This window comes from Arenibacter flavimaris, assembly GCF_030291335.1.
Lineage (GTDB): Bacteria > Bacteroidota > Bacteroidia > Flavobacteriales > Flavobacteriaceae > Arenibacter.
Map to the genome: position 1 here is coordinate 59,496 of NZ_JASWIM010000003.1, position 21,326 is coordinate 80,821.

Annotated in this window: 14 protein-coding genes and 1 tRNA gene; 3 read left to right on the forward strand and 12 right to left on the reverse strand. The window is 41.0% G+C overall.

Annotation, left to right across the window (positions count from 1 at the left end):
* Positions 1-38: 38 nt before the first annotated feature.
* Together QSE00_RS03590 and QSE00_RS03595 are read right to left on the reverse strand one after the other, a co-directional pair.
* Positions 39-1,301: a hypothetical protein gene (locus QSE00_RS03590; RefSeq protein ID WP_110354633.1), complete on the reverse strand. Its 1,263-nt coding sequence runs from the start codon at positions 1,299-1,301 to the stop codon at positions 39-41.
* Entirely contained in the window at positions 1,302-2,030 is a 729-nt protein-coding gene (locus tag QSE00_RS03595; protein WP_110354632.1) for a type III pantothenate kinase, read from the reverse strand.
* A 101-nt stretch (positions 2,031-2,131) separates the two neighbouring features.
* Here QSE00_RS03595 and QSE00_RS03600 point away from each other — a divergent pair.
* Positions 2,132-2,204, forward strand: a tRNA-Phe gene (locus tag QSE00_RS03600).
* Positions 2,205-2,300: 96 nt separating this feature from the next.
* Here QSE00_RS03600 and QSE00_RS03605 read toward each other — a convergent pair.
* The 8 genes from QSE00_RS03605 to QSE00_RS03640 form a co-directional block, all read right to left on the reverse strand.
* Positions 2,301-3,461, reverse strand: a complete 1,161-nt coding sequence (locus tag QSE00_RS03605; RefSeq protein ID WP_286104887.1) for a sialidase family protein — start codon at positions 3,459-3,461, stop codon at positions 2,301-2,303.
* Positions 3,462-3,528: 67 nt separating this feature from the next.
* Positions 3,529-5,199: an FAD-dependent oxidoreductase gene (locus tag QSE00_RS03610; protein ID WP_286104888.1), complete on the reverse strand. Its 1,671-nt coding sequence runs from the start codon at positions 5,197-5,199 to the stop codon at positions 3,529-3,531.
* 40 nt (positions 5,200-5,239) lie between these two features.
* Complete coding sequence (locus QSE00_RS03615) at positions 5,240-6,964, reverse strand: FAD-dependent oxidoreductase (protein ID WP_286104889.1); 1,725 nt, start codon at positions 6,962-6,964, stop codon at positions 5,240-5,242.
* 60 nt (positions 6,965-7,024) lie between these two features.
* Positions 7,025-8,050: a metallophosphoesterase family protein gene (locus QSE00_RS03620; protein ID WP_286104890.1), complete on the reverse strand. Its 1,026-nt coding sequence runs from the start codon at positions 8,048-8,050 to the stop codon at positions 7,025-7,027.
* 109 nt (positions 8,051-8,159) lie between these two features.
* A complete protein-coding gene (locus QSE00_RS03625; protein ID WP_110354630.1) occupies positions 8,160-9,470 on the reverse strand; it encodes a TolC family protein in 1,311 nt (436 codons plus the stop codon).
* Position 9,471: 1 nt separating this feature from the next.
* Positions 9,472-12,552 carry an efflux RND transporter permease subunit gene (locus QSE00_RS03630; RefSeq protein ID WP_286104892.1) on the reverse strand — a complete coding sequence of 1,027 codons (3,081 nt, stop codon included), beginning with the start codon at positions 12,550-12,552 and terminating at the stop codon, positions 9,472-9,474.
* Positions 12,549-13,631: an efflux RND transporter periplasmic adaptor subunit gene (locus QSE00_RS03635; protein ID WP_286104893.1), complete on the reverse strand. Its 1,083-nt coding sequence runs from the start codon at positions 13,629-13,631 to the stop codon at positions 12,549-12,551. The genes QSE00_RS03630 and QSE00_RS03635 overlap by 4 nt, the downstream gene beginning before the upstream one ends.
* A 258-nt stretch (positions 13,632-13,889) precedes the next feature.
* A complete protein-coding gene (locus QSE00_RS03640; protein WP_286104895.1) occupies positions 13,890-15,440 on the reverse strand; it encodes a glycoside hydrolase family 32 protein in 1,551 nt (516 codons plus the stop codon).
* 364 nt (positions 15,441-15,804) lie between these two features.
* On the opposite strand from QSE00_RS03640, the gene QSE00_RS03645 reads away from it, so the two are divergent.
* Positions 15,805-16,530 (forward strand): energy transducer TonB, encoded by a 726-nt coding sequence (locus QSE00_RS03645; protein ID WP_110354626.1) that lies wholly within the window; start codon positions 15,805-15,807, stop codon positions 16,528-16,530.
* 56 nt (positions 16,531-16,586) lie between these two features.
* Here the strand turns inward: QSE00_RS03645 and QSE00_RS03650 are convergent, their stop codons facing one another.
* Positions 16,587-17,489 carry a metallophosphoesterase family protein gene (locus tag QSE00_RS03650; protein ID WP_286104896.1) on the reverse strand — a complete coding sequence of 301 codons (903 nt, stop codon included), beginning with the start codon at positions 17,487-17,489 and terminating at the stop codon, positions 16,587-16,589.
* 208 nt (positions 17,490-17,697) lie between these two features.
* On the opposite strand from QSE00_RS03650, the gene QSE00_RS03655 reads away from it, so the two are divergent.
* Positions 17,698-20,067 carry a GAF domain-containing protein gene (locus tag QSE00_RS03655; protein WP_286104897.1) on the forward strand — a complete coding sequence of 790 codons (2,370 nt, stop codon included), beginning with the start codon at positions 17,698-17,700 and terminating at the stop codon, positions 20,065-20,067.
* A 17-nt stretch (positions 20,068-20,084) separates the two neighbouring features.
* Here QSE00_RS03655 and QSE00_RS03660 read toward each other — a convergent pair whose 3' ends face one another.
* On the reverse strand, positions 20,085-21,275 hold the full coding sequence (locus QSE00_RS03660) for a Pycsar system effector family protein (RefSeq protein WP_110354623.1): 1,191 nt from the start codon (positions 21,273-21,275) through the stop codon (positions 20,085-20,087).
* Positions 21,276-21,326 lie beyond the last annotated feature (51 nt).

A 21,326-nucleotide genomic window follows, 5' to 3' on the forward strand; every position in this document is an offset into this window, starting at 1 on the left:
CTGTCTGTTTATTTTTAAGGTGGTTAAAGTAATAATTTTTAATTAATTTTTCTCGGTATGAACCATTTATCGTTTAATGATAGGCCCACATTAACTTTGAAATAATTTTCCTCAACCAAGTCCCCATATTTGGTTCCTCTTTTTCCAAGTTCAAAGCCAAGGTTAATATTTGAAAGATTACGTCCCAGTGGTAAACCTATTCCAAAAGTTATGCCAAAATCATTAATCTCCTTATTATCTACCACTATTCCCGATTTGGAGGCCTTTGCTCCGGCCCTATAGGTAACCCTTTTCAAATAACTTGTAAATGAAGTGTAATCGGGGATATAATATCCTCCAAGCCGGTAAGTCTGGGCATTTTTGTATTCCAAATTACTGGAAGGCGAAAGCTCGTTCTCAAAAGAGCTCAATCCCTGAAAACTGTACTCGGCCCCCAAGAACCACTTTCTATCCTGGCCATAACCTAACCCCAATGTGGCGGTGGTTGGGATCTGCACCCCTGTACGCGCCAAACCCTGCGCTTCCAAATCCACTTCCAAAACTTCAATATCCCTACCACTAACAGTGGAAAAGGAACCTATGGTCCTAGTATTTTCGGAAACCAAATTGGCCTGGGTGTTTATTACAAGGCTGGTAAAAAGAGTATGTTTTTCGTCGATGGTCGGTGTAAAACTAGCTCCAAAATTAAAGTCGAAGCCCTTTATTCTAGATTCTATCCTATTGAAAGACCCTAACTGCACATCTTCAATAGTCTGATAGCTATTGGTATTCTGGTTCCCAAAATTAAAATTACTGGTAACTCCTATACTTAGGTTTTTGAAAAGTTCATATCCAACAGAGATATACACCCGGTTTAACCCTCCTTCACCGTTAAACGATTCCAATACCGATCCTTGGGAAGAAGTTCTTTCGGATTGAAAATTGTACCCTACGGATGAGTAGGGCATAATACCAAAGCCAAAACCAAAGCCCTTGCCCAGATTAAACCCTAAAGACAAATAGTCCAAATTTGAGATAGAGGCATTTTCCTTTAGATCATTACTTTCAAACCTGTAATTTTTTCGGGACATCCCTGCAGTATAGGTCGTCAACCTCAGCTTACTATATGCAGCGGGGTTATTAAGGCTAATGTGAATACTATCCGTATAAACACTCAACCCGCCCATCATTTGATTCTCCACTGTGCCTGTAGCCCTTAAATCCCCAACACCAAAATAGGAATAAGGGGAAGCAGTACTATTCTGAGCATATATGCTTACCGAAGTTATGCATAAAATTGCAATAATAATATTTTTGATCATCTAGCGCTTGTTGTATTCTAACAAATGGTATAACCCCAACAGGAGAAATTTAGAATGCGCAAATATGGTATTTTTTAATCGTTTTGACAAAAATTGAGCATCACCTCCTGTTAAAATAACTGTTAAATTGACAAATCTACCCCGATATTGATCAATAACCCCATCAATTTCATTGCAAATACCGTTGACTACACCACTATGCATGCTTGTTTCAGTAGTGTTTCCAATAAAATCCACAATGGCTTTTTTTTTCAACAAAGGCAATTTGGAAGTTTGTTCGTGCATGGCCTTGTATCTCATGGTTATTCCCGGTGATATGGCTCCGCCCAAATATTCTCCGTAGTCGTTAACTACATCATAGGTAACACAAGTGCCCGCATCTATGACCAAGGTGTTTCCTTTAGGGTTATGATAAAAGGCTGCTGTAGCCAGGGCAATCCGGTCTACACCTAAGGTCTGGGGAGTGGCATAGGAATTTTTAAAAGGGGTTTTGGAGGTGGAACTAAGGACATGAACTTTACAAAAGACGCATAACATGGCTATTTCCTCATGGCCAATTGCTCCTACGTTGGAAACAATGGCATTTTGTATGAGAAAGTACTCGGAAAAAATTGATTTCACATTTTTTGCAAAATCTGCCATTGGAATTTTTCGATAGGAAATGATTTTATCACTATCGAAAACCGCCATTTTTATTAGGGTATTACCCACATCTACAATCAAGTTCATACTGTAAAGATCAAAAAACTTAAAAAAACAAAAGCCTTTTTTTTCATTTTTGTTTGTATATCCTAAATTTGAATTTATATTTGCACCCGCTTACAGCGTTTGGTGCCTTAGCTCAGTTGGTAGAGCAATGGACTGAAAATCCATGTGTCCCTGGTTCGATTCCTGGAGGCACCACCTCAAAAGCCCTTGATTATCAAGGGCTTTTTTATTTTATCGTCTTTTTCAACTTTTCGTCAACCTTTGCTCTCCAATAGATCTGTCTTAAGGGCATTACTCCCCAAGGAGTTCCCTTATATTTACTGTCTCCCATATGATTCCCTGATAGGCACTGTCCCGCCCACCTTCGTACAAAATACCAAGACTTTCCCCATCCCTAGCTGTTAAATCCGAATAAGCCGAAGGGCCTGGGAATATTTGTTTTTCAATGGGCCAAGATTTTCCATCATCGCTACTAAGCCTCAGCGTCATATTTATTCTATTTTTAATATCGGCCGGATTGGTGAAAAGGATATAAACCTGACCCATAAAATCAAATCGCAAGGTACTGGCCTGACAAATTGGTTCTATCAAAGACTCATGATGGTACATATCCTTCCACGATTCCCCTCCGTCATCGCTATAGGCAAGTTGTCTGCTGCTCATCTGCCGATCATAATTACGCATATTGAGCAGGAGTCTGTGATCGGAAAGTTCCACTACCTCACATTCGTTTACCTGATCAAGGGGAGTACTTCCTCCCAACTCCCAGGTAGCACCGTGATCATCGGAAAAAATGGTATGTGAATAATACTTTTTGGTTACCGCCTCAATATGATCACTGGCTATCACCAACCTATCCTTATACTTGCCTCCAAGAATTTGAATACCCGACCCTGGTCCTGTAGCATACCATGTCCAATTGGGTAGTTTTACATCGGTAGTGATTTCCACAGGCCTACTCCAACTCTTACCGTCATTTTCAGATTTTAGCACAAATACCCTACGAGTGTCCTTGCTCTTTTGGGCTATAATTTCCGATTCATGGTCTTCTCCCAAATTCCAGGTAGACAATAAAAAAATATCCCCTGTTGTACGATCTACTACAGGTGAAGGGTTTCCGCAGGTATTTCCTTCATCGTGCCACAGTACTTCCAATTTACCCCAAGTTTCACCTCCATCTGTTGACCGCTTCATTACCAAATCGATACTTCCGGTATCGCTACAGCCATTTTTCCTACCCTCCGCAAAAGCCAAGATAGCACCCTTTACCGTAGTGACCACCGCAGGAATCCGAAAACACTGATAACCTTCTTTTCCTCCTTCAAAAATATAATTCAACATTTTTCCTCCCTCTTTTTCCCCTTTTGGGGTTTGGGAAGCAAGAGGAAATGTCAGAAGACCTACAATAGCGAATATAGAGGCATGCTTTAAAAATAATTTGGAATAAGTCATTTTGTTATTTCATTAATTTGGAGAAATTACTATTATAATTTTATACTACCATAAATATAAGACAACATCATTCCACAATTTGACCCTTAGCCTGCAAAACGTCTTTAAGCTTATGGTAATCAACATCCTGAACAGCAGTATTTTCATCAATTGCCAACACGGCCGCAGCAGCAGCCGATTGACCCAAAATCATAAATACAGGTTCCATTCTAATAGAGCCAAAGGCGATATGGCTCGAAGAAACGCAAACCGGCACCAGGAGGTTCTTACATTCTTCCTTCTTTGGCACCAAAGATCCATAAGAAATGGTGTAAGGACCATTGGTCCCCACCCCTATATCCCCTTCATTCTGTACAAAGCCCTCAGGTGTTACATAGCGTTGTACATTATGTGAATCCATGGTATAAGATCCCAAACCGATCGGATTGGGAGTGGGACTTTTCTTTAAAAGCTCCTTCTCTGTCATGACAAACTCCCCGACCATACGCCTGGCCTCCCTTACATATATCTGATGTGGCCAGTGGTCATTATCTATAAATTCATCCTTGGCCAAACCCCATTTTTGCATTTCGGTCCGTATATCTTCCGGTACCCTAGGGTCATTGGCAACAAACCAGAGCAATCCCTTTTGATAATTTTCATGCTCCTTTATGATCTCATTTCTTCTTTCATAAGTGGCCTCCGGATAGTCGTAATTCATACCAATGTTATCACTACTAAAAGGACCGTGGTTATTGGTATCGGTTTTGTGGTTTGGTATGGGATCAAACTTTTCGAACCAATCCTTTCTTCCCGTTTCCAAGACCCGGGCCAGGAGTTCATAATTCAAGGAATCGTAATCTTCTGGTTTTGGAAAAGGAATCCTATTTTCAGGATGATCTGTCATACACATTCTAAAACAATAGGCTTGGATCTTATCATCACCGCTGTGCCTTTCACCAGGATTCTCTCCTGACACCTTGGGCAAAAGACCACTGCTAGGGTCTCCTGGAACTACATAAGGGGAAATGTCCGATCGGAACCAATGCTTATGGTGCAAGACCCCGGTCTGCACCCCATTCCATTCTTCCCCATAAACTTCCCTGCCTTCCCTGCCCACATGATAACTAACGCCTGCTGCGGCCATTAGATCCCCTTCATAGGTAGTGTCCAAGAACATTTTACCTGAATACGTTTTTCCTGATAGGGTGGTAATTAAAACTATGTTTCCATCCTTCATCTTTACCCCGTTTTCCCTATCCAACCATTCATCACGATCTACCCTGATCTGTTCTTCCCGTACCAACTCCTCAAATACCTTTTCCGCCACATGTGGTTCAAAGATCCACATGGTCCTGTTCTCCCCGTCCATGGCAGGGGTACCTTGACCCTTATTGCCATATTCCTCTTTTTCTTGCCAGACCCAGGCCTCTTCCGTATTGTAATGTTGCCAGACCCTATGGTAGAACTCCCTGGCCAGCCCACCTATAACACTCTTATCCCCTGTGTCGGTAAAGCCCAGCCCACCCGAGGACAGTCCCCCCAAATGGGTATCGGGCGACACCACAACAACCGATTTCCCGGACCGCTTTGCTTCCACCGCCGCGGAAATAGCCGCGGAAGTACCACCGTAAATAATGATATCTGCCGTAGCTACCGTGCTACTCTTTTCTACGGACTGTTTGCACCCTGTGAGTCCAATCATTCCAACAAATACCAGGATAAGGGTAAAATTAAAAGGCTGTCTTTTTTGCTTCATTTTTTTGGTTGTTGAACTGGGTCTAGTGGGAAATTACAACTTATTTTATTCTTTGACCATCTTTAAGGAGTTGCTCCTTTAGTTTGGCATAGCGCACATCCTGAACATGGGTATTGCCATCTATGGCCAGAGCTGCTGCTGTAGCCGCCGATTGCCCCAGGACCATAAATACCGGCTCCATACGGATAGATCCAAAGGCAATGTGTGTGGAACTTACACAGACCGGTACAATTAGGTTGGTACATTCTTCCTTTTTGGGCACCAAGGACCTGTAGCTAATGGGATAGGGCTTAAAGCCATGTGCCTCTACATTGCCCTCATTTTGAACAAAACCATTGGCATCCACATATCGCTGTACATTATGGGAATCCATACCATAGGCGGCCAATCCTATGGCATCCTCGGCCACTACCAATGCCTCACAATTTTTTTGGGTCATCACGTAATCACTGATCATCCTCCTGGCTTCCCGTACATAAAGTTGTTGCTGCCACCCATCGGCCCTTTCAAATTCATCCTTGGTAGTACCCCATCTGGAAGCTTCTTCACGCACTTCTTCCGGAATTCTTGGATGATTGGCCAGAGTCCACATAAGCCCCATCTGGTAGTTCCTATGCTCCTCTATGATCTTTTCACGTTCCGCATAGGAGGCCTCTGGATAGTCATAGTTCCTGCCGATATAATCGGTAGAAAAGCCAAACTTGTTGTTCGTATCCGTTTTTCTATTGGGCATACTTGAGTTTATCCAAGGCAATAACGAACTTCCATAGCCATACATCTCCCTAATGGGACCCTTTCTGGCCTCGTAATTACGAAAAAGCAGTTCATAATTGACCTCATCATAATTTGCTGGCTTTTGGAAGGGGATGCGGTTTTCCGGATGATCGGTCAGGCACATCCTAAAGCAGTAGGCCTGAATCTTTTTATCGCCTTCGCCCTCCAAACCCGGTTTTTCATTGACATTTGGTAAAAGGCCACTTGTAGGATCCCCTTTTATGACATAGGGATCCACCCCGGGAATAAAATTGTGGTTGAAGGCATTTTTTGAAACAAGCCCAGTCAAGGAGGTATTTATGCTGTTGGCCTGTACCCCGTTCAAGGTCTCCCCATATTGCTCGTTGCTTTCCCTGCCCACGGCATAGGAAACCCCGGCAGAAGCCATAAGATCCCCTTCATAAGTGGTGTCCAAATACACCTTCCCCTTAAAGGTCTTGCCGCTTTCCATGGTGATCGACTCAATTTTGCCATCTACTTTTTTGACCCCCGTTTCCCGGTTCAACCGTTCGTTGTATACCATTTTTATTTTCTCATTGTCCATCAAGGCCCTATATACTTCAAGAGCTGCCGAAGGTTCAAAGGTCCACATGGTCGGTTCCCCCTCTTCGGTACGGGTCTGACCTCCATCCTTGTACTCCGATCTCCTCTCCCATTTCCAATTTTTGGGATTGTCGTAATATTTTTTGATGTTCTCATAAAATTCCCTGGAAATCCCACCAATGGCCTGCTTGTTCCCAATATCTGTCTGGCCAAGGCCCCCAGTGGTAAGACCTCCTATACGATTGGTAGGTTCTATAAGCACTACGGACTTGCCCATTCTACTACTCTGCAGGGCAGCGGCTACACCTGCGGAAGTTCCGCCATAAATAACAATATCGTATTTCTTGGTCTGACCATTTGCCATTAAAGTCACAAATCCCAGAGACAGACATAGGATTAACCTAATAGCATAATTTTTTACGTTCAATTGATGATAGATTCCAAACATTCTTTCTTTTTAACTATTATACATTCACTCTTCAAAACTTTAATTGCGATAATTTGAATCCTAAAAAATAAGAGACCGATCCTTTGGTTCCAAGGGCATAAAATTTACATCCAAATATCCTCCACTGGCATTATCATCGCTTACTATTTGAGGTTTTCCCTTTAGCGATTCCAATGAAAATCGATGAATATGTCCTGAAAATATACCCATGAGATTTGGTGCCGAAAACACTGCCTTATGAAAATTAAAGGTCGTCTTGGAATGTCCCGATTCTGGCCACCTAAGTCGTCCTTCCAACTCAAAATTTCTATCGGAAAAAGCTCCCCAATCCGGATTACCGCATCCAAAACCAATGGATTTCCCTGGAGCGTACATAGGTATATGCACCAAAAGTATCAAAGGAACATTGCTGGCAACATGTTCTTTAAAAAAATTCAACTGTTCCTTACTTATTTGATAGGTAGAATTGTCAATGGCCAAGAATCGAATTCCTTTGACATCATATGCCGCCATTAATGGATGATTGCCTTGATACAAGGAAAGCAATCTTTTATTTATCCATGTGTCCCTTAAATCTTCCAATGGACCTTCCATACCCTCATAATGCCAATCATGATTGCCAGCAACATAGATATAAGGAATACCCACTTCTTTAAGTTTAGCTGTTACCCATTCTATGGCTGCTTCGGATGGAAAACTAAAAATATCACCGATCAGGGTAATTAAGTCCGCTTGGGACTCCTTAGCAAAATTCAAGGCTGCCTCAAATGCCAATTCAGGGTTGATCAATTCCCCTGTTTTAAAATGCTTGGTCTGATTATAGGCTTTGGCCATACGCCCACTGTACCTCTTGTATGGAATTCCGCGATCATCGTCCCTAAAAAGATGGGTGTCGGCTATATGTACAATTTTTACGGGCTCTTTAATGGCATCCGAAAAAAACTGAAGTTTGTTTTCCTCTACCGTAACACAAAATTGAATGTCTTTTTCTGAGGAATTTGTGGTTGTTCCACTTGTTGAATACTTAGTTAGTCCCAACCCAATGGATGCTGAGGCGGCATTTTTGAAAAATAATCGGCGTTTCATCTGTTCATGTTTGTTGTTTACAAAAAACGAAATAAGCAAGGACGCCCCACTTAACCCAAATCTTGTGTTAAAATAGGACCAATAACCCTGGCCCCCGAATTTAAGAAAATTACAAGACTAAATTCCCTGCAAGCTGCTTAAGGATAATTTCTGACAACTTTGCCTGAAATTTGGCATTGCTATGGCGCACCTTTGCATTGATATAATTTAATTGGGCCGTCCTAAATTCAATGGTTGGGATGATACCGATTCTATATTTTTCCACAGTAATTTCCATATTCTCCTGTGCAATTGCCTCATTTTTTCCTTCCAATTCAATTAGGCTAATATTGGTCAGGTAGGTTTGATAGGTAGTGTTTACCACGGACATTAATTCCTGTTTTCGTTGGGCAATGGCCACCTCCGCATTTTCAATTTGAATCTTGGCTATTTTCTCATTGCGATTTTGATTAAATCCGTCGAAGACATTTAGACTTGCACCAAAACCATAGTTCCACCCTCTTGAATTTGAACTTGTAGTAAATCCCAAACTGGATTCCGAGCGTCCAAAATTATACCCAGTGCTTGCAAAGATTGTTGGGTAACGCAAGGCCTTGGTCTGTTTTAATTCCAATTCACTGATTCTCTTATTGATCAATTCTACTTGTATAGCTGGATTTTCCTTCTCTACTAGGGTTTCCAGTTCAGGCAACACCAATCCTTGGTCTACAAAAATTTCTGTGACTACCTCAAAATCAATTTTCAAATCCCTGGCGAGATACTGGTTCAATTTAACTTTTGTATTCACATATAATTCCTTCTGCCGTTGCATCAAGGTTTCATCCGTATTTAGATCCACCTGGGCATTCAACACCTCCAACTTGGAAGCTTTTCCTATTGTGAAACGGTTATATGCCAGATCAACCCGTTGTTTCGAAATAATAATGGTGCTATCCAATGCCATGAGTTGCTGTTTCTGCTGCACCAGGTCAAAATAAGTAATCATAACCTCACCCACCTTGTTAAGAATAACCTGTTTTAATTGGGCCTCCCCTAATTTATGGGTTTCCTTAAGTTGCTCATAGTCCGCGAACATCCTTAGCCCATCAAACAGCGTCCAGTCCATGGCCACACCATAGTTGAGGCTATTGTTCTTGGCATTATCCCTTTCCACCACGTTTCCGTCGGACCGGGTCTGAGTCAGATTTTGAATGCTATTATTGTCTGTTAGATTAAGCTTAACTTGAGGAAGCATCCCTGCATTGGCGGGACTTACAGAAATCCCATCTATTTGTAGTTCATTGGACGCAATCTTAATTTGATAATTGTTTTCCAATGCAATTTGTACGGCTTCCTCAACCCTAAGAATCTCCTGTGCACCCATTAAACTGGTTAAACCAAAGAAGGCAAAAAGTATGGCGGCGTAATTATAGTTGTTCATGTTAATGGGCTTCTAAGGCTTTAAACTCCGGATGCTGCTTTCTCTCCCTAGACCACAAGAAGTACAAAGCTGGAATAACAAATAAAGTTAGTACCAAAGAGAACATGGTTCCTCCAATTATAACTACCCCCATACCGATACGACTGGCAGAGGCAGCCCCTAAAGAAAGTGCAATTGGCATGGCTCCTAGGGCAATGGTTAGACTGGTCATAAGAATGGGCCGCAACCGGGATTCCGAGGCTTTTAAAATGGCCTCCATTTTAGACATACCCTCCTCCCTAAGTTGGTTGGCGAATTCCACGATTAAAATTCCGTTTTTGGTAACCAGGCCAATGAGCATAATGGTGCCTATTTGGCTGAAAATATTCCAAGTCTGTCCAAAAAGCCACAAGGAGAACATGGCCCCGGCTACCGCCATTGGAACCGTTAAAATTATAATTATAGGGTCTATAAAACTTTCAAATTGGGCGGCCAATATGAGAAAGATAAGCAAGAGGGCAAGACCGAATGCAAACAAGGTATTGGAACTGCTCTCTACAAAATCTCTGGATTCACCTCCTAAATCCGTAGTAAAGCTATCATCCAGTACTTTCTCCCTTATTTCTTCCATGGCATCTATGCCATCACTTAGACTCTTTCCTGGTGCCAAATTTGCAGAGACTGTTGCCGACATATACCTATTGTTGTGAAACAATTGGGGCGGACTACTGTGTTCCGTGGTCGATACCAGATTGTCCAATTGAATCAACAGGCCATCACTATTTTTTACAAAAATGGAAGTAAGGTCCAATGGGGCGTCTCGGTCCTTTTTATCGAATTGGCCTATAACCTGATATTGTTTCCCGTTCATTAAAAAATACCCAAACCTTTGACCGCTGAGGGACAATTGCAATGTTTGCGCTACATCCAAAACGGATACGCCCAGACTTTCCGCTTTTTCCCTATTGATGGTAACATAAAGTTCGGGCTTATCAAATTTCAGGTTTACGTCTGTAAAGGAAAAGGTTTCGTTTTTTTCGGCTTCCTGCATAAACTCAGGAATCTTCTCCTCCAGCTTTTTAAAATTTTGGGCTTGGATAATATACTGTATAGGAGGGCCTCCACGCCGATTTACAGCTATGGTGGGCCTTTCGGATACATTGGATTTGCCACCCACATAAGATTTGGCCCATATAGCAAGATCATCTGCAATTTCCTTTTGTGATCGATCCCGTTCCGTTGGGTCTACCAGAGCAATATTTGCTCTTCCGCTGTTCACGGCAGATGTACCAAAACCGGGAGACGTAAGTACCAAACTCACTTTCTTTTCCGGAACAGAATCGTTAATTAGATCGGTGATGTCATCCATTAAACGATCCATATATTCATAAGATGATCCTTCAGGGGCAGTTACACTGAGCCGAATAAAACTACGGTCGTCATAAGGCGCCGTTTCCTTTTGGAGTAGGCCATAGAAAAGGGCAATAAGCCCAATACATGCCAACAATATTGGAAAACTCAACAATTTTCTTTTCATAAAAACACGAAGTGAAGCCGCATAGGATTCATTCATTTTTACAAAATACCGTTCCGTAAAATTGTAAAATTTTGAATGGCTCTGCTTACCGGGTTTAATTAGATAGGCATTGAGCATTGGGGTCAGGGTCAGGGAAACAAATGCCGACACCAGTACTGCCGCTCCCAGGACAACCCCAAATTCCCTAAATAATCTCCCTACAAAACCTTCCAGAAAAATAACAGGAAGAAAAACCGCTGCGAGGGTAATGGATATTGAAATGACCGCAAAGAAAATTTCGTTGGATCCTTTTATAGCTGCCTCGATCGGACTCATCCCGGCCTCCACCTTTTTATATATATTTTCGGTTACCACAATTCCGTCGTCTACAACGAGCCCTGTAGCAAGCACGATGGCCAAAAGCGTTAGGACATTGATAGAAAATCCGAACAACCACATAATAAAGAATGTGGCTATCAAGGATACCGGTATATCCACCAATGGGCGTAGTGCCATTGACCAATTTCTAAAAAATAGGTAAATGACCAGGATAACCAAGATAATGGATATTAAAAGTGTTTCAGCAACCTCTGTAACCGCCTTTCTAACAAATACAGTGTCATCTATTACAATGTTTAATTTGAAACCTTCGGGCAGATCCTTTTTAAGCTTTTCGTACTCAAGGTAAAATCTATCGGCAATTTCAAGGTAATTTGTACCCGGCTGTGGCACTACCGCGATAGCGACCATGGGCTGACCTGAATCGCTCATCTTGGTTTCCATGTTCTCGCCCTCCAAAGAGGCCTTGCCTATATCGCTTAGCCGCACCAATTTTTCGCCATCGGCCCTGATAATAATATTGTTGAAACCGTCCTCAGTATTTAGGTTACCAATGGTTTTTACCGTTATTTCGGTATTATCACCTGTTAATTTGCCCGATGGCAGCTCTACGTTCTGGGCCAACAAGGCTTGGCGCACATCCGCAACCGTTAGACCGTAGGACGCCAGTTTAAAAGGGTCTATCCACAAACGCATTGCATACCGGCGCTGTCCCCATATTTGAACACTGCTTACCCCTGGTATGGTCTCTATTCTTTGGGATATCACATTTTCGGCATAATCCGAAAGTTCCAGTATGTTTTTTCCATCGCTCTGAATGGTCATCGAAAGAATTCTATCCGCATCGGCATCCGATTTTGAAACTACTGGAGGCGCATCCAGATCATCGGGCAGACTTCGTACGGCTTGTGAAACCTTATCGCGGACATCGTTGGCTGCATCTTCCAGGTTTTTATCAAGATTGAACTCTATACTTATGGAACTGGACCCCTGAATACTGGAGGATGTAAGGTTTCTTATACCGTCAATTGAATTAATAGCCTTTTCCAAGGGTTCGGTAATCTGCGATTCTATAATATCGGCATTTGCCCCTGAATAATTTGTACGAACCGATACTTGAGCTGGATCTATGGAAGGGAATTCCCGTACACCCAAATAATTGAAGCCAATAATTCCAAATAGAATTATTGTAAGATTCATCACTATAGTTAGTACCGGACGCTTTATGCTTATGGTTGATAGATTCATTGTGCCACAGTCATTGGTTCGTTTTCCTTTAACAGTACTTTTACGGGCGAACCATTCTTCAAGGCCATTACACCATACGTTAAGACAGTATCCCCAGCCTTTAACCCAGATACGATTCTTACAGAACTTCCCGTCCTAGCTCCTATTTCCACATCCATCTCCTTGGCCAGGCCATTCTCCACAATAAATATTTTCTTGCCATTCTGAACTGGAATCAAAGATTCACTGGGCACCAATAAGGCATCATTCACCGTTTCCAAGGGCAGTATTACATTGGCAAAAGCGCCTGGAAAAAGTTTACCCCCAGGATTTTCGGCCGTTGCCCTCATTTTTAAGGTTCTTGTGGCAACCTCTACTTCTGGTTCAATCGCATATATTTTTGCACTATATTCTTCCCTGAAATTGGCCGTTGTGAAAGTGAAGGAAGTACCCACTTTTATTTGTGCGGCGTATTTTTCAGGAATGGAAAACGTAATCTTTAGCTGGTCGGTATTCACCAATTTGGCTACGGCAGTTTCCGGACTAACATAGGTCCCTTTCGAAATGGAACGAAGTCCTATTATACCAGAAAACGGGGCACGAACCGTTGCTTTTGATAATTGTGCGGATATCAATTCCGATTCTGCACTGGCGGATTGGAAATCGGCGCTTGCAATATCATATTCCTCTTGGCTTATGGCCTGCTTTTCCAACAGAAGCTTTGCCCGTCTTTCATTTTCTGCGGCCAGTTTTTGGGCGGTCCGTACTTTGGACAATTGAGCCTGCAATTCAATATCGTTCACCCGGAACAACACCTGCCCTTGAGAAACCTTGCTACCTTCCACAAAATTGATGCTTTCAACAACACCGGACACCTCACTTCGTATCTCAATTTGCTCATTGGCCTCCAAGGTACCCGAAAGGGAAATATTATCATTAAACACTTGGGGACGAAGAATCATTCCAGAAACCATTGGGACCGTTCTATTGGTGGCCGCACTACTTGATTTACCTGCCTCACTATTTTGCATAATACGATAGGTTATCAAACCTCCCAAGCCAATTAGCATTATAGTATAAACGATGTATTTTATTTTCATAATTTTCTGGAGATAACAACCAATTGCAAAAACATTAACAAGACTCTAACAAATCTAATTCTTATGACTTATTTTTAAGAATAGTTAAACTTTATTTAACAGTGATTAACATAAAATCAAATAATTGTCCCTGATGTTTCCTATAAAACAAAAAAACACAAGGCGTGTTTATGATTAATAACAAGCGTTATTTCAAATCTATAAATATTGATATCATAGGCCAAAGGAAGGATCGGCACGGGAGTACTTTATGTGCCCCTACCAGATAGACTTTAAGGGGCTTATTGTAAATTCATCCAATTCCAATTCCATATCCGTTGGATTGGAGATCATCAAGGTCCGGTAAAATTCGTTTGGAAAGATCTGGGAGGTCATTACATATTGCCCACCGTTTATAAAAATTTCCACCGAGGACCAATCCATCAGGATACGTACTTCATAATCTTCACTAGGCATATCGGGGATTGGCATAGTCTGAACATTTTGGGCAAAATCCCCATCAAAATCAACTTTTCCAGATCGGGACCTATCTAAAATAAATTGTTGATTTTCAGCATCCAGGATCACATTAAAATTCTCGCCCAAACTATTTTGAAAGTCCAGCCTGAACGCTTTTGAACTGGTCTTGAATTTTACTTCGGAACTATCAAAATGATCAAAAGTTAGCGACTTATCCGATTGGGCATCTATAAAGATATCAACTTGGGTCCCTGAATCCCTGATTTTATCGACACTTTGCAGTGGATAGTTGAACAATTGAAACCCATCATTTATTTGGTGCAGACTAAGTTTTCTGGGCAGCGTCATGGCACTACGCCATTTTTCAGTAGGAGTCTCTTGGGCGTAGGCCCAATTGCTCATCCAACCAATAAAAATTCGGTCATTGTTGGGTGCATTGTTATAGGTTACCCCTGCATAATTATCCGCACCCCAATCTATCCATTTATGTTCCTTTTGGTCGCTAGTAAATACCCTACCATCAAAATCCCCAACAAAATATTGGGTTCCACTGCCTCCGTTGGGAGCCCCTGGGTTAATGCTGATCAGGAGTACCCATTTTTCCAAGTCAGTGCCTTCCACCTTTAATGGAAATAAATCCGGACATTCCCAAACTCCACCATGAGCGCCTTGTTCCTTCCCAAACTCACTCACCTTCTCCCAATCCTTTAGATCCGGGGATTGCCAAATTTGGAGATGGTCTCCCGCCACCAATAACATGGTCCAATTGCCCGTTTTATTATTCCAAAAGACTTTGGGATCTCTAAAATCCCTTATTCCTTCATTTTCTATAACGGGATTACCTTCATATTTAGACCAAGTTTCCCCATTATCCAAACTATAGGCAATCCCCTGGGTCTGAAAGTCATCTTTACCCGCTTTTTCACCTACCAGATCGTGATAGGTAAATACGGCCACCAAGGGAGGATTGCCCAAACTACCTAAACCGGAAGAATTATCGGTATCCACCACAGCACTTCCCGAGAAAATATAGCCGTGCTCATCAGGGAATAAAGCTATCGGCTTATTTTCCCAATACACCATATCCTTGCTTATTGCATGACCCCAATGCATGGGACCCCAAACAATATCTTCAGGATAATATTGATAAAATAGATGGTACACGCCTTGATTGTACACCAAACCATTAGGATCGTTCATCCATTTTTCCGCTGGTGTAAAATGAAATTGCGGACGATGGGCATCCTGATAAAGTCCCAATTCGGCCTCATCAACTATCACCGACCTTACCTTGTTCTCACCCTTGCACGACAAAAGTGCCAATCCCAAAACAACCCAAAACAACTTCATATTATATTTTTTCAATGCTACATTTTCATTAAAAATAACGAAAATATGCCCAACCTGAAACGTTCACTTCACAAATTTGTTCCCAGTACCCAACAAGGTGCCCGTTGGCACATGCAATCGCAAGTTGGGATAATTATTATTCCTGAGAAATGGTGAAAAATTTCTTCGTGACCAATTATCCAAGGCTTATTAAAACTCCCTATGGCCCAGGCAAAATAAAATAGCCTCTTAATAAGGGTCCATTTCACCCTTCGAACAATTCATTCAGCTACGAAAAATTGTATAGAAAAATATTGGCACAACTGATATAAGTCATATGAATTTACCTAATTACTGGTTAACTTATGTATTAAAATACTGTGTCATGGAACCAAAAAAATATCCTAGGGCAGATTTAAACAGAAAAAGTGGACTTTTCTTTGTAATTGGCCTTGTAATAGTACTATTTGTAGTATGGCGGGCGTTGGAGTTAAAAACGTACCCCAAAGAAAATACAGCCATTGAGCAGTTGACTGTAACAGATTATTTGGAGGAAAAAGTACCTGTTGTAGAAACCTCAAACTTACCTCCGCCCCCGCCCCCACCAGCAGCCCCAGAAGTTATTGAAATTGTAGAGGATGTGGCAGAAATAGAGGAAACGGTGATTCAAAGTACAGAAATAAATCAGGAAACAATAGTAGAGGAGGTTACCTTAATGGTCGAAGATATAGCAGTAGTGGAGGAAGAAGAGGAAGATATTGAAGTGCCCTTCGCCGTGATAGAAAACGTTCCCGTTTTTCCTGGATGTAAGGAAACCTCCAACGAAGCCCAGAAAGCTTGCTTTCAGAAAAAAATTCAAGAGCACATTATGAAACAATTTACCTATCCCGATGTTGCAGTGGAATTGGGTATTGAAGGCAAGGTATATGTACAATTTATTATAGACAATACCGGTTATATAACGAATATTAAAACCCGGGGGCCTGACAAAATGTTGGAAAAGGAAGCCCACCGGATAATAGCCGCCTTACCACAAATGACACCTGGCAAGCAAAGGGGAAGGGCTGTTAAGGTTCCCTATACAATCCCAATTACCTTTAGGCTACAATAATTGGGACATAGAACCTACCTTTATTTTATACACTAAATTCTATGGGAATAGATAGTTTAAGATTTCTCCATGGCATAATTGCTCAACTGTTGTGGTCCTTCCAGTAAAACCCTGACGATCTGCAAAGTTCCGTCATCCTTGGTAGCGATTTCCCATTTAATAAGGGCGATGGTCCCTTTCTGAATTTCCAGCCCTGTAATGCTACGGGGATGTACACAGCTTCCGTCATTAAAAAACGGAATATCGCCAGGGACGGGAAAACGTGGCCTGTGGGTATGGCCCACTATGGTCAACAACCCGTTATGCGCCACGATCCATTTTTTTATACGCCTTTCAATTTTGATAAGTTCCTTGTAATTTTTGGCAGGACTCGTAGGGTCCGCAATGCCCCATACCTGCAAAGGTTTCCAAAGTACACGTACCAGGAATCTGCCCCAACGCCAAAAGGTATAGTTCCACCAATCTGCCTGATGCCCATGGGTCAATAATAATTCTTGCCCGCTAACTTTATGTTTTAAAACTATAGCCTCGTGATAGTTAATATCCTCAAACAATTCCTTGTTGCAATCATCAATAGGTTCAAAATAGTATGACAAGTTGCTCTTTACATAAGCCGGGTCCTTGTATACCATGTCATGATTCCCCCATATCATATGGAGCCTTTTTTCCAAATGGAACTGCTTCAAAAGTTTATAAACATTTTTATGTGCCGCAAAAATGGAATCAAAGGAAAGATTTTCCCAAAGCTCATCACCGTCCCCCAATTCACAATACGTAAAGCCCTCATTAAGATAATGCCTTAATGCATGAAAATAAATATTTCGATTATTGGCAAATTCGTCCGCGAAACTACTATCGCCCCTATGGCAATCACTAAACATTATAATTTTGGAAGTATCGTCAAAAGGCAGGATTTTGGCATTCTTGTAGGCCCTGGATAATCTGGTAAATGAGGACATTTCTTTTTATATTAAGTTAAATATTTTATAGGTCTAGGAGGTCGGGATTACTCAAAACAACCTTGTGTATATTCCCAGAAAATTCATCCATCGGGAATTAAAAGGTTAAATATCCTAAAAAAAGAAGTCTTTTCCATAATTCACCAAAAAATGAAAGTAAGCATTTTCTTTTGTAATTTTACGTTCAATACTTGGACTAACAATAGCAATGAAGGGATTCACGGATAAAATATCACCGCTGGAACATCACATAAGCTTCGACAAATTGTTGAAGCAATATGATGAAATGGCAGAAAGCGAGGATTTATTTTCAGCCTCCAAAGCCAAGTATATATTAAATGCACAGGCACCTTTTCCTGAACTACGCAATGGTTTCACGGACATGTCGCTATTGGAAAAACACAAAGAAGTCATACAAATTATTTTACAGGATTTGTTTTCCTCGGTGCTTACCAACAATGAAATAAAAACAGCTACCACCCCTTATACCAACATCACCTTTAATTCCAGCAAACGTTTTGAACAAATTTTGGAAGCGGCAGGACCAAATTTTGCCCCGGAAATTAGGAACCAGGAAGAAGAAGTAAGTTATATCATGGCCTGTGTGGTAATCCTCAACTTTTATTACGGGTTTAAGTTCGATTTTAAAAGGCCGTTTTTTTATGATATTCCGGATGCCAAGGGAGTAATGAGACATTACAGGATTTTGTACAATGCCGATTTCATAGAAATCATACCCAATGGCAAGCCCCCTAAAATAACCGAGAAAGACGCCAATGAGCTTTTGGAGAATATAGAACATGTAGAACTCTGGAAACAAAAAATTCCACCCAACAGTTTCATCAGTAAGGGTTTCGTAATATCGAACATGTTCGATGTTACCGCGGAACATTCCATTTCGGAAATTAAATCGAGCCTCATAATCAATGACAAAAGTGAAGGTAACTTCATTATGGGAGTGGAGAACACCTTCAAATCGCTGTTTGGGATGCCCAATATGCGCATTGGTTTTTCCATTTATAATCCCCTTAAAAAGCAGTTTGAGGTTGTCCCTATAATGGGTATGCGAAGCTTTATTTTACAAAATAAATTGGTTGAGACCTGCAATGAATCCCTTTGTCAGGAATCCTATCGGAAACTCATTGATCAAAATAACTACTTTGTAATATCGGATGTAGATAAACATTATAAACTCTCTGGGGGCATGCCCCCTTACAAGGGTCTATATGAACAAAAGATTAAAAGTGCCCTTTTGGCACCCATTGCCAAGGAAGGTCAATTATTGGGGGTGTTGGAATTGGTCTCGGACAAGGCTAACGACTTTAATAGTGTTAGTGCCAAGAAATTGGATGACGTGGTCCCCTATATTGTTTCAGCGGTGTTGCGGTCCCATGAAGAGGAAGAAAATTTAATCGATGCGGTTATCCAGAACGAATGTACTTCGGTACATCCTTCCGTGTACTGGAAATTTAAGGAAGAGGCAAAGCGCTTTATAAAAGAAGACCAAGAAGGGTTGCAACCTTCCTTTAAAGAAATTGTCTTTGATGAAGTATATCCTTTGTACGGGCAGGTAGATATCCAAAACTCCTCTCAAGAAAGAAATTCCGCTATTCAAAGGGACCTCATGATCCAGTTGTCGGAAATTAAAAATATAATGACCGAGGTTTGGAAAAAATATAAATTGCCCATTTATGAAGAACTTATGTTCAGGGTGGACAACCACATTGATGAAATCAAAGAAATCCTACATACCAATAGCGAGCAAGCCATTTTCGATTTTGTAAAAGAAGAAATAAACCCTGTGTTCGCCCATATCAAAAAATCCGATACCAAAATTCAAAATCTAATTGCTTCCTATGAGGATAAAATAGATGTGACAACCGGTTCCTATTACGACCATAGAAAAAATTATGATCAAAGCGTTATGCTGATCAACAAAAAGTTGGCATCGGTGATAGACAGCAAACAGGAAGAGGCGCAAGATATGTATCCCCATTATTTTGAGCGGTACAAGACCGATGGCGTTGAACACAACATGTACATAGGTGATTCAATAACGGGAGAAAGGGCGTTCGATATACTATACCTCAACAATCTCCGATTATGGCAGTTGCAGGTTATCTGCGAAATGGAAAACAAGCATTACGACCTTAAATCCAAGTTACAGGTACAATTGAATGTGGCATCACTTATTCTGGTATATAACGGTTCATTATCCATTCGTTTTAGAATGGATGAAAAACGATTTGACGTAGACGGCACCTACAATGCCAGGTACGAGATTATAAAAAAACGAATTGATAAATCCTTCATTAAGGGTACCAATGAAAGATTGACCCAAGCGGGCAAAATTGCTATAGTTTATTCCCAGAAAAAGGATGAATTGGAATACCTACGTTATATTAAATTCCTAAAATCCAAAGGTTATTTTAGCGGAAAGGTAGAAATAGTTGAATTGGAAGGGCTTCAAGGGGTTTCGGGCCTAAAGGCCATTAGGGCTTCAATTCTGTACAAGTCCCACATAGAAAAGGGCAGAACCTATACCTACGAAGACTTAATGCAAGAGTTGAACAAGTAAGCCATTCTACTGTTTTGTCATATACCACGATCCGGGCCAAAGTACTTAAAAGCAACGACAAAGGCAATCACTGAAATAATCATTCCCAATATAAAAATAGAATAGGTCCATCTCAGGATCTTGTACTTTCTGTTCAAAACCAGTCCTAGATAATACAAATCTTTGGTCAAGGAGGAATAGATGTAATCCTTGTCCTGTACCAACTCGTTGATAGCCCATTGGTAATCCTCTAACTTCATTTTGTGAAAATTACCAAAGAACAATAAGTTTACTTTGCGTTGCCTTACATCTTCTTTGGTAAATTCACCTTGAGTAACATTGGGACGTGTGGCAAGAACAGCAAGTACCATGGACACTACACCAAAAACAACAAAGATTAAGGTAGGGTAGATTAGGTAATTATTGGAAGGATTATCCAGTTTGGTAATAAGATTGGATAACACCAAAGAAATAATAATGGCATTTACGGAAAGAAGGATATTGGCTTTGGTGTCAGCAATATCACTGAGCATTAAGTGATTTTTTAAAGTTACGCGAAACAAGGTCTGTATTCCCCTATCTGGACTTTCACTTTTATATTTAGCCTTTAATTTTTCTTTTTTGGCTAAATTTTCCTCCGCTTTTTTCCCTTTAATGAGCCTCCTAATATTCTTATTCTTTTCCTCTTGCCAATTCTGAAGGGCATAATCCGTATAAAATCGCTGTTCCGTTTGGAACATCTTTAGGTTTGCGTCACGCCAATCCTTTTGCGTATAGGTTGCCAACCCTAACATATCCAATTCTTCCCGTAGTAACTCCGAAGTTTCCATATAGCTCTTTTTCGCAAAATGGGAACAATCGGCATCCCTAATAATTTCCTCCAGTAGGTTTTGGGGCTCATAGAACCTCTTGGTTGCCATAATAAGGCCACAAATACCTTCTATCTTCTTCTTATCATAATTCTGGCTTGATAAAAACTCCCGGGCTATGCCACAACTAGTCTCCTCGTGATTCTCCGAACCTTTGGTATAGCCAGTATCATGTAACCAAGCTGCCAATAATAGCATTTCGGTTTCCTCCTCCCCCAAATTATAAAAATTCAATAATTCTTTAGTACTTTTAACAACCCGCTGGGTATGACTCAAATTGTGATATAAATAACTGGTGTCTAATTTATTAGCTAATAGATCGACAACAAAATTTTCAGTTTTCTTGAGGATTTCCGACATAAGAGTGAATTATAGTCCACAAATTACAAAATTTTGATTTCTAAACAGATG